A 10,886-nucleotide genomic window follows, 5' to 3' on the forward strand; every position below is an offset into this window, starting at 1 on the left:
GTCCTCATGTCCGTTTAAAGAGATGGGCCAATTCTTTTGGCGTAAAGCGGATGATAATCGGTCGGCCGTGAGGGCAGACGTAAGGTTTTTCCGTGTGGAAGAGATCGTCCAAGAGCTGCTTCATCTGGCGGATATTAAGTTGGTCGCCGGCCTTTACAGCACCGTGGCACGAGAGATACGCCAGGGAGCGATGGCGGACCATGGCCTTATCGGGCTCTTTCTGGTCGTGGAGGAGTTGGCAGATATCCTTCAATGAATCTGCAATGTCGCTGCTCTGCAGATCGCAGGGAACTTCTTCTATACGAAGTGTCGACGGCCCGGCTTCAGAGTAGGCATATCCCAAGTCGGAAAAGATGTCCTGCCGCTCCAAGAGGAGGGTCATATCGTCGCCGTCGACTTCAATGAATTCCGGCGTCAGCAGCTGCTGACTCGGCATCCGTTCGACACGGCGGCAGAAGGTGTCGTAACGAATCCGTTCGTGAGCCGCATGCTGGTCGACGATGTACAGATCCTGCCCCTTCTTGGCGACGATGAAGCAGTCGGCTACGACGCCGAGGGGGATAAAGACGTCGTCATCGCCTTCAAAGACGATTTTCGGCGCCTCTTCCCCTGCATCTGATGCAGCGGCTTCCATCGCACCGCCACCTTGTCCGTGCTGAGCCAGGGCCTCTGAAAAGAGGCGACTGCTGTCACCGGTTCGAGTCGGCGGTTCATAAGTCCGCTCCTGACGGGGAATCGAAGAAGCAGGGCGGCCGGTAAAGGAGCGGGCCGGGCTCGGTTCTTCCCGCAGGGAATCCGTTTCTTCCGAAGCCATCGCTTTGTCGACGGTAAACAGTGCCGCAGGCTGAGGAACTGCCGACACGGGCGAAGAGGACTTTTCAGTCGATGCCGGATTGGACGGCGCAATGCGGATCTCTTCGACGGCCGGCAGTCCCATTGTCTTTTCTTCTGACGGCGGTTCAATCGTCTTGGCCATGTCTTCCGGCTTTTCCTGCTCAACCAAAGCTGTTACAATGCTGCGGTAGATGGCCCGGTAGACGGCCTGTTCATCGGAAAACTTGATTTCCGTCTTAGCCGGATGAACGTTGACGTCAATGGCCGCCGGGTCGACGCGAAGATGGAGCATGGCAAAGGGATAGCCCGATTTTGGCAGCATGGCGTGATAGGCGTTGTCAATGGCCTTGAACATCAAAGGGTTATGGACGATGCGCTGGTTGACGATGCACGTCTGCCAGCCGCGGTTGCTCTTTAAGACCGACGGCTTTCCCACATAGCCTTCGAGGGTAATGCCGTCCTGCTCGCCCTTAATGGCAAAGACTTCTCGAGCCACTTGGGCACCGTAGATATTGGCAATCGTTTCTCGCAAGTCACCGGTACCGCCGGTCTTCATCGTCGTTCGGCCGTTATTGGTAAAGGTAAAGGCAATAGACGGATTGGCTAAGGCCAGTTTGGTGACCATTTCCGAAATCTTGGAGCTTTCCGTCCGTTCACTCTTTAAGAACTTCCGCCGGGCCGGCGTATTATAAAAGAGGTCGCTTACCTCCATCGTCGTCCCCACCGGAGCTCCGGCTTGGTCTTCCGACGTAATGACGCCGCCGTCGAGTAGGAGGTGGGTTGCAAAGTCATCCCCTTCCTGACGGGTCGTGATCTGCATGTGCGACACGGCAGCGATGCTGGGCACGGCTTCGCCGCGAAAGCCTAAGGACGTAATGGCAAAGATATCTTCGACGGAACTGATTTTACTCGTCCCGTGGCGGATGATACATTTTTTAGCATCTTCGGCACTCATACCGCAGCCGTCGTCAGTGACCCGCATATAAGACTGGCCGCCGTCGGCGATTTCTACCTCAACGGAAGAGGCTCCGGCATCAATGGCATTTTCGACGAGCTCTTTGATGCACGACGCCGGCCGTTCGACGACTTCACCGGCAGCGATTTTATTGCGTGTTGCTTCATCTAAGACATGAATGATTGAACTCAATGGATTCCACTTCCTTCTTTAGCATCTTTTTGCAGACTATATAAGAAAGAAATCGCTTCAATAGGCGTCATGCTGCTCACATCGACACCGAGGAGCTTGTCGATGACCGGGCTGGAAAAGAGGCTGTCTCCCATGGGGGATGGCTCTTGAACGACCGGCCTTTGAGCCGGCATCGTTCCGCCCCCTTCTTTTTCCAACTCTTCAAGAATGACGTCCGCTCGTTTTAAAAGGCTTTCCGGCAGCCCCGCCAAACGGGCGACGTGAAGGCCGTAACTGCGGTCGGCCCCGCCGGGAACGATGCGCCGCAGGAACTTGATGTGCTTGCCCCGTTCCTTAACGGCGACGGTATAGTTTTTAATCTTCGGCGAGTCGTCGGCCATGGCGATGAGCTCGTGATAATGCGTAGCAAACAAGGTCAGGCCGTGGACGTTTTTCAGGCAGTATTCGATGACAGCCCGGGCGATGGACATGCCGTCGAAGGTACTCGTTCCCCTGCCGATTTCATCGAGGATGAGCAGGCTTCGGGAGGTGGCATGTTTTAAGATATAAGAGACTTCCTTCATTTCCACCATGAAGGTACTCTGGCCGGTCAAGATGTCGTCGCTGGCGCCGATGCGGGTAAAGATGCGGTCTACCGGGCAGATAGAGGCTTCTTTGGCCGGAATGAAGGACCCGGCCTGAGCCATGAGGACCAGTACGGCTACTTGGCGCATATACGTTGATTTCCCGGCCATGTTGGGTCCGGTGATGACCAGAATTTCATGGTCGTCATGATTTAAGTTGACGTCGTTAGGGACGAACAATTCATCTTTCAAATACCGCTCGACAATGGGATGGCGGCCGTCTTTGATGCGAATGGCGGATTTCGTATTGAGGGATGGCCGGACGTAGCGGTTATCGTAGGCGGTCGCCGCCAAACTGTACAGGCAGTCGACGCGGGCAATGGCTCGGGCCGTTTCCTGCATGGCCGGGATATGGGCCTGGATTTGGCGGCGAATGTCGCCGAACAATTTATATTCTAATTCCAGCATCCGTTCCTGACTGGTCAGAGCCTTTATTTCAAATTCCTTCAGCTCCGGCGTAATATAGCGTTCGGCGTTGACCAAGGTCTGTTTGCGCACGTAGTAGTCGGGAATCGGTTTGGTATTGGAATGAGAGATTTCAAAATAATAGCCAAAGACCTTCGTATAGCCGATTTTCAGCTTGATGCCGGTCTTTTCTTTTTCTTCTTCTTCGAGCTGCTGCAAAAAGGCATGGCTGTTAGCGGCAATGGAGCGGATTTCGTCGAGATCCGGTGAAAAGCCGTCGCGGATGACGCCGCCGTTGCGGATGACCAAGCCCGGTTCATCCTTAATGCCCCGGCATAAGAGGTCATAGACGTCATCATGGGTTTCCAGACGATCATTCAGGCTGTGCAGCAAGTCGGCTTCAGCTCCGGACAAGACGTCTTTCAGTTGAGGAATGACTGCCAAGGATTCGCGCAGGGCAACCATGTCCTTCGGCGTCGCCGTCCCCGTTTCGATGCGCGTCAAAATGCGTTCGAAATCGTAAATCCGATCGAGTACGTCAGAGAGATCCTGGCGCATGATTTCATGGAGGACCAGGTCTTCTACGGCATCTTGGCGACGCGTAATGTCAGCGATGCGGATGAGCGGCGCTTCAAGCCACTTGCGAAGAAGCCTTCCGCCCATAGCCGTATTGGTCTTGTCGAGGACGTCGAGGAGGGTGCCCCGGCGACCGCCGTCGCGGACGTTCTGGGTAACTTCCAAATGGCGCAGGCTGGCAGCGTCGATGACCAGGCGCCGTTCATTATCGATGTGTTCCAGCGAATTGATATGCGAAATATCGGACTGCATGACATCCCTGACATAGTTCAGGAGGATGCCGATGCAGGTTCCGGCCCGCGATGCGGCGGCAAAGGCTTCGGCCTCAAAATACGACTTGGCTTGTTCCTTATAATCGACGCTGTCATCGACGGCAAAAGCCGTTACCGTGCACTGACTCAGGTGTCCCTTCAGGTAGTGCTGTACCGTTTTCATATACTCGCCCATATTGGCGTAAATCAGTTCACTCGGCTCGTAGACGGCAAGGATGTCAAATAAAACGTCGCCCATCTCAGAGGCAGCGCAGTCGGCCCATAGGCACTCACCGGTCGTAACATCCGTTAGGGCCATGGAAATGATGCCGTCACTTGCCGTGAGGCAGCCGATATAGTTATTCTGTTTTGAAGCTACGGCATTTTCCAGGGTAATCGTCCCCGGCGTGATGACCTTGATGATTTTCCGCTTGACGAGGCCCTTGGCCAATTTAGGATCTTCAATTTGTTCACAAATCGCAACCTTATACCCTTTATGGACCAAGCGCTCGATATAGGTATCGGCCGAATGAAAGGGGACGCCGCACATAGGGACTTTTTCCTTATTGCCGCCGGCCCGGCCGGTCAATGTCAAATCGAGTTCGCGCGACACCGTCAAGGCATCGTCAAAAAACATCTCATAGAAGTCACCGAGGCGGAAAAAGAGAATCTTATCCTGGCACTGCTCTTTGACTTCCATGTACTGCTCCATCATGGGCGTTAATTTTTTTCCTGCCAAAGTCTCACCTTCCTTAGTGTACTAAGTGGCCTTTGAGAACCCATGTCTGACCTTTATCGACAGCCACGGGGACGGTATCGCCGATGGCAACGGACCCGTCATTTTCCCAGATGATCATCTTATTGCCCGTCGTCCGGCCAAACCAATGATCGGCATCGTTCTTCGTCGGACCTTCAACGATGACGTCGTAGACCTGGTTCTCCATTTCTTTATTTTTCTGCAAGCTGTATACGTTTTGGACATCCATCAGACGCTGCAGGCGGCGGCTCTTTTCGTCCTGAGGAATCTGATCCGGCATCGTCGCTGCCGGCGTTCCCGTCCGCGGCGAATAGATGAAGGTATAGGCCATGTCATACTGGACGCGTTTTAAAAGGTCCAGCGTATCCTGGAACATGGCTTCCGTTTCTCCCGGGAAGCCGACGATGATATCCGTCGTCAGGACCAAATCGGGCATGCGCTTTCTGGCGTAGTCGACGAGTTCTAAATAATGTTCCGTCGTATAGCCGCGGTTCATCTTCTTTAAGAGTTCATCGGACCCGCACTGAATGGGCAGATGCATGTGATTGACGATTTTTTGGCTTTCGGCAATGGCGTCGATCATGGCAAAGGTCATGTCCTTCGGGTGACTTGTCATGTAGCGGACCCGCTCGATACCGTCAATGGCGTCGACAGCCTTCACGAGTTTGGAAAAGTCCGTACCGTCCTTTAAATCGAGCCCGTAGGAATTGACGTTCTGCCCGAGAAGGGTGATTTCCTTATAGCCTTCGGCAGCGACTTTCTTGATTTCTTCGACGATGGCATCAATGGGACGACTCACTTCACGGCCCCGGACGTAAGGAACGATGCAGTAGGTGCAGAACTTATTGCAGCCGTTCATGATGGGGATCCAGGCAAAGAAATTCTGAAAGCGCTTGACCGGCATGTCGTGAAAAGCCGGCAGGCTCATATCGGCTTCCATATAATGTGCCTTTTTGCTGTTCCGCTTTTCAATGAGCTCGATGAGCTTATGAATGTTGTGGGTCCCAATGACCAAATCGATATGGGGGGCCCTTTTAAAGAGCTTATCCTGCCACTCCTGAGCCATGCAGCCGGTGATGGCGATGATGAGATCGGGATTCTTGGCCTTCAAATGCTTGAATTCCCCGATTTTCCCCAAAGTCTTATCTTCCGCCGTTTCCCGCACGCAGCAGGTGTTGACCAAGATGACGTCGGCCATGTCAAGGTCTTCCGTATGGTGGTAGCCTAAGGCTTCCAGCTGGCCTGCATAGTGCTCACTGTCCGACACATTGGCCTGACAGCCGTAGGATATAATATGATAAAATTGATTGCGCTGAAAATCCATGTATGTCTCTCCATTTTTATAAAATCGTAATTTAGGTTTACATTACATGATAGCATATATCAGTATCCTGTGGCAAGAAAAAAGGGATGCCCCCCTTTCCTACCAGATGTGCCCTTTGCCCCTCGTCGTAAGGCGGTCCCGTGGGCCAAAAAGCCCCTATAAGCCGGCATGACTTATAGGGGCAAAGTACCTTGGGAGACAAGGTTAAGTGTGCTTAATGAACGGTAACTAATTCGTATTCCCGCGTACCCAAACCGATTTTTTCTGCATGTTCCAAGGTCGTCTTCCAGTCGACGTTAGGATTGCTGTCGAGGAAATGATCGTGGTGATGGTGCCAATCGGGCTGAGCTAAATGATCGGACAGCTGGCTGTTGGCCATAGGCGTCGCCTTCTGACAGGCATCGACACAGGCCTGGTCGAGGGCTACCGGGTCAAAGGACGCAAACATGCCGATATTTGGCAGAATGGGGGCGTCGTTTTCAGCATGACAGTCGCAGTTCGGAGAAATGTCCATGACCATGTTGATATGGAAGCACGGACGGTCCTGACAGACAGCCTGAGCATATTCGGCCATTTTGCGGTCGAGTTTTTCATTGGCGTCCCATTCGACAGTCTGGATGGCGTCAAAGGCACAGGCACCGATGCAGCGGCCGCAGCCCTTGCACAGTTCCTGGACGATATGAGCTACATTGTTTTCATAGATGATGGCATCCGAGCCGCATTCTTTGGCGCAGCGATGACAGTTGCGGCACAGGCTTTCGTCGACGACGGGTTTGCCTGACGAATGTTGTTCCATCTTACCGGCACGGCTGCCGCAGCCCATGCCGATATTTTTAATGGCGCCGCCAAAACCCGTCGATTCATGACCTTTGAAGTGAGCCAGGCTGATGAAGACGTCGGCATCCATAATGGCCCGGCCGATTTTAGCCGTTTCGACGTATTCGCCGTTTTTAACGGGAATTTCAACTTCATCTGTACCGCGGAGACCGTCGCCAATGATGATCTGACAGCCTGTCGTCACCGTGTTATAACCATTGAGGTTGGCACAGTCCATATGTTCCAGGGCATGTTTACGGCTGCCCGGATAGAGGGTGTTGCAGTCCGTCAAGAAAGGACGACCGCCCAATTCTTTAACGACATCAGCAACGGCTTTGACGTACTGCGGACGCAGGGATGCCAAACAGCCCAGTTCCCCGAAATGGAGTTTGATAGCAACGAATTTGCCTTCAAAGTTGATATTTCCGATGCCGGCCTTCTTACAGAGTTTCTGCAACTTCTGTAAATTGTTCGTTCCCGGATGACAGCGAAAATCCGTAAAATACACTTTTGATTTTTCCATAACCTTACCTCCTACCATAAATGACCTTAAACGGTTCTTTTTCATTATACGCCTTAGAGCATGCTCAAAGTCAAGAAAAAAGAAGGCTTACTGCAAGTGCAGCAAACCTTCTCTTCATAGGCTTGTATTACTGGCCGCGGCGCATAGCCTTTTTGCGGTCGTGTTTGTCGAGGATAGCTTTGCGGATACGGATGCTCTGCGGCGTAACTTCGACGAGTTCGTCGTCATTGATCCATTCCAAAGATTTTTCAAGGCCCATATCCTGGGGCGGCGTCAAGCGCAGGGCTTCGTCCGATGCCGAAGAACGGGTGTTGGTCAAGTGCTTCTTCTTGCAGGGGTTGACATCGATGTCGACGTCACGGTTGCTTTCACCGACGACCTGGCCGAGGTAGATTTCTTCGCCCGGCTTAATGAACATCGTGCCGCGGTCCTGGAGGTTGAAGATACCGTAGCCCGTCGTCGTGCCCGATTCGAAAGCGACTAAGCTGCCGCGCGTACGGCCCGGGATGTCGCCCTTCCAAGGAGCATAGCCCTGGAAGACATGGTACATGATGCCGTTGCCCTTGGTAGCCGTCAGGAATTCACTGCGGAAGCCGATGAGGCCGCGGGCCGGAATGATGAATTCCAGGCGGGTGTAGCCGGAGATGTCGGTCATATTGACCATTTCCGCTTTACGGGTACCGAGTTTTTCCATGACAGCGCCCATGAATTCAGGCGGAACGTCGATAGTGAGCGCTTCCAGCGGTTCGCAGCGCTGGCCGTTGATTTCTTTCGTAATGACGCTGGGCTTGCCGATTTGAAGTTCGTAGCCCTGACGGCGCATTTCTTCGATGAGGACAGCGATATGGAGTTCACCACGGCCCGACACTTTAAAGGCATCGGCACTGTCCGTTTCTTCGACGCGGAGGGATACGTTGGTCTGGATTTCGCGGAACAAGCGGTCACGGAGGTGACGGCTGGTGACGTATTCCCCTTCCTGGCCGGCAAAGGGGCTGTCGTTGACGTAGAAAATCATGGACAAGGTCGGTTCGTCGATGTCGATGCGCGGCAAGGCTTCCGGATTCTGCGGGTCGGTGACGGTTTCACCGATTTTGAGGTCGGAAATCCCGACGATGCAGGCAATTTCACCCATGCCGGCTTCTTCCTGTTCGACGCGCTTCAAGCCTTCATAGGTGTAAACGCGGCCGATCTTAGCCTTGCGCTGGCTTTCGCCGTCAGTGACGACAACGTTCTGGTTGGCACGCATCTTGCCGCGGACGATACGGCCGATAGCGATTTTACCGACATAGTCGTCGTAGTCGAGGGTCGTAACCATGAACTGGAGCGGGCCTTCGAGATCGCCCTTAGGAGCCGGGCAGTATTTAATGATCGTATTGAACAAGGGTTCGAGGTTGTCGCTTTCTTCATCCATAGACGTTTTGGCAATGCCGTCACGGCCGTTGGCGTAGACAACCGGGAAATCGAGCTGTTCGTCACTGGCGTCGAGTTCCATGAACAGTTCCAAGACTTCGTCTTCGACTTCCGATACGCGGGCACCGGGTTTGTCGATCTTATTGATGACGACGATCGGCTTCAATTGCTGTTCCAAAGCCTTGCGCAAAACGTATTTCGTCTGCGGCATGGGGCCTTCAAAAGCGTCGACCAAAAGGAGTACGCCGTCAACCATATTCAGTACGCGTTCAACTTCGCCGCCAAAGTCAGCATGCCCCGGCGTGTCGACGATGTTGATCTTGACGCCTTCATGCATGACCGATGTATTTTTGGATAAGATTGTAATGCCGCGTTCACGTTCGATGTCTCCCGAGTCCATGACCCGTTCTTCTACCTTTTCATTCGAACGGAAAACATGGCTCTGTTTAAGCATGGCATCGACGAGAGTCGTCTTACCATGGTCAACGTGAGCGATAATGGCAATGTTTCTAATATCTGTGCGTTCCATCTAATATCCTCTCTCTCATATAACAACATAGTTATAAACTAGGTTAGTATAGCACGAATAGAAAAAATTGTCCATGTTTTCAAGGCGCCGGCATTAATTTTACATCTTTACCCAAATTTTAATTAAGAAAAGCAAAACAGCACGAAAGGCCGTTCTAATCTCGCCTTTCGTGCTGTTTGAAGTAGATTTATTTCTTATGCTTGATTCTTGTGGAGCATGATTTCCAAGACTTCATCGTCGGTCTGCTGCATCCCCTTCGTCGCCAAGAAGCCGACATTTCTGAGACATTCATCCGCCGAATTAGCGACAAGACCGTCAGATCCGGCCACCCGCACGTCGCTGAGGGCTAAGAGGACCGCTTCATAAGCACTGGTAACCGAGGCCAGGACCTTCATGCCGCAGCTGTTGGCAGCGCCGTCACAGACCATGCCGACAACAGAACCTGACATGGTCGCTATGGTCTTTTCAATAGCGCCTAAGGGGTCGTCGTCGGCTAACAGCCAGGCCATGGCGGCAGCAGCTCCCATTGCAGCCGTAACGGTCGCACAGAAGGCCGAGAGTTTAGGCAGGAAACTGTGGGCATAGATGGCAACCATACTGGACAAGGCCAGGGCACGGACTCTTTTTTCTTCATCGACTTTTAAAAAGTCAGCCACGACCGTGACCGGTTCAGTTGCAGCAATGCCCTGATTTCCCGATCCGGAATTGGTCATAGCCGGAAAAGCAGCCCCGCCCATCCGTGCGTCGGAGGCGGCAACGGAGCGGATGCGGATGGCCTGCATCAAGTCGTCGGCCAAGAGGCCTTTTTTAATCATTTGCTGCAGGCTGTAACCTACCTTAAGACCGTACATCCCCGTCAGCCCTTCTTTCGACAAGTGGTCGTTGAGACGTTCCGCTTCTATCAAGAAGGCGATATCCGCATAGGGTACGCGTTCAGCAAAATCGACGATATCGGCCAACGTCAGGCCATTGAGGAAGGCAATCTTGGGATCTTCTTCGCTGCCGGCCTCGACGCGTTCATCCAGAATCGGCCTACCGTCTTTTTCGATATAAACGATATTCGTGTGGTCGTCGACGATGATGACCTGTACCCGGTGATTTTCTCCGTACACAACGGCTTCGGCATAGAGCACATGAGGTGTATTGTCTTTGACGGAAACAGTGATCTTGCCATCAGCGACGTATTTTTTCCCGAGAGTCACGACGTCCGGCGTCAGATGCTGCAGCACCTGGAGACCGGCATCGGCATCACCGCCGAGGGCGCCGACAGCAGCCGCAATGGCAAGGCCCGGCATGCCCGTTCCCGGCACGGTGACGCCCATGCCGTTTTTCATCAAATTGGCGGACACCAGGCCGTCGATAAAGCGCACCGGTTCGCCAAGTTCACGGGCAGCGACCGCCGCCGCGTAAGCCAGTGCAATCGGCTCGGTACACCCCGTCGCCGGCGTTACATCCGTTTTTATGATATCGATCATTTGCTTCCACACAGCCATCTTATCCATGGTACTAACCTGCCTTTTTTCATAGATTTCCCCGCACCCCGTCTTTATAATATTATAATAACATTTTATTCATGCTCATACAACATAAGACGATTTGATTTCCCTTTCGGAAACCGGCCTAAAAAAGGTTCTATAATAAATGTTGGGGTCTTGTGGACACTCCTGTTCACAAGACCCCTTGTTTTATAT

At 52.9% G+C, this 10,886-nt stretch carries 6 protein-coding genes; all 6 read right to left on the minus strand.

Annotated features, from left to right (window positions below; all coding sequences use genetic code 11):
* Positions 1-4 precede the first annotated feature (4 nt).
* Positions 5-1,981, minus strand: a complete 1,977-nt coding sequence (gene mutL, locus A0U42_RS07985) for a DNA mismatch repair endonuclease MutL (RefSeq protein WP_065360553.1) — start codon at positions 1,979-1,981, stop codon at positions 5-7.
* Positions 1,978-4,551 (minus strand): DNA mismatch repair protein MutS, encoded by a 2,574-nt coding sequence (gene mutS / locus A0U42_RS07990; RefSeq protein WP_065360559.1) that lies wholly within the window; start codon positions 4,549-4,551, stop codon positions 1,978-1,980. Before mutS ends, mutL begins: the two co-directional genes overlap by 4 nt.
* Positions 4,552-4,588: 37 nt before the next feature.
* A complete protein-coding gene (gene miaB / locus A0U42_RS07995; RefSeq protein ID WP_065360554.1) occupies positions 4,589-5,917 on the minus strand; it encodes a tRNA (N6-isopentenyl adenosine(37)-C2)-methylthiotransferase MiaB in 1,329 nt (442 codons plus the stop codon).
* A 214-nt stretch (positions 5,918-6,131) separates the two neighbouring features.
* Positions 6,132-7,256 carry a DUF362 domain-containing protein gene (locus A0U42_RS08000; protein WP_065360555.1) on the minus strand — a complete coding sequence of 375 codons (1,125 nt, stop codon included), beginning with the start codon at positions 7,254-7,256 and terminating at the stop codon, positions 6,132-6,134.
* 127 nt (positions 7,257-7,383) lie between these two features.
* Positions 7,384-9,195, minus strand: coding sequence for a translational GTPase TypA (gene typA, locus A0U42_RS08005; RefSeq protein WP_044504127.1), 1,812 nt, complete (start codon positions 9,193-9,195; stop codon positions 7,384-7,386).
* A gap of 194 nt (positions 9,196-9,389) precedes the next feature.
* On the minus strand, positions 9,390-10,697 hold the full coding sequence (locus A0U42_RS08010; protein ID WP_065360556.1) for a serine dehydratase subunit alpha family protein: 1,308 nt from the start codon (positions 10,695-10,697) through the stop codon (positions 9,390-9,392).
* Between the last annotated feature and the right edge of the window lie 189 nt (positions 10,698-10,886).

It is taken from the genome of Megasphaera sp. DISK 18 (assembly GCF_001682955.1).
Classification (GTDB): domain Bacteria; phylum Bacillota; class Negativicutes; order Veillonellales; family Megasphaeraceae; genus Megasphaera; species Megasphaera massiliensis.

Bases quoted from the DNA above. Each gene is read 5' to 3' on its own strand.
- mutS (WP_065360559.1), bottom strand. From the start codon at position 4,551: ATGATGGAGCAGTACATGGAAGTCAAAGAGCAGTGCCAGGATAAGATT.
- miaB (WP_065360554.1), bottom strand. From the start codon at position 5,917: ATGGATTTTCAGCGCAATCAATTTTATCATATTATATCCTACGGCTGT.
- A0U42_RS08000 (WP_065360555.1), bottom strand. From the start codon at position 7,256: ATGGAAAAATCAAAAGTGTATTTTACGGATTTTCGCTGTCATCCGGGA.
- typA (WP_044504127.1), bottom strand. From the start codon at position 9,195: ATGGAACGCACAGATATTAGAAACATTGCCATTATCGCTCACGTTGAC.
- A0U42_RS08010 (WP_065360556.1), bottom strand. From the start codon at position 10,697: ATGGATAAGATGGCTGTGTGGAAGCAAATGATCGATATCATAAAAACG.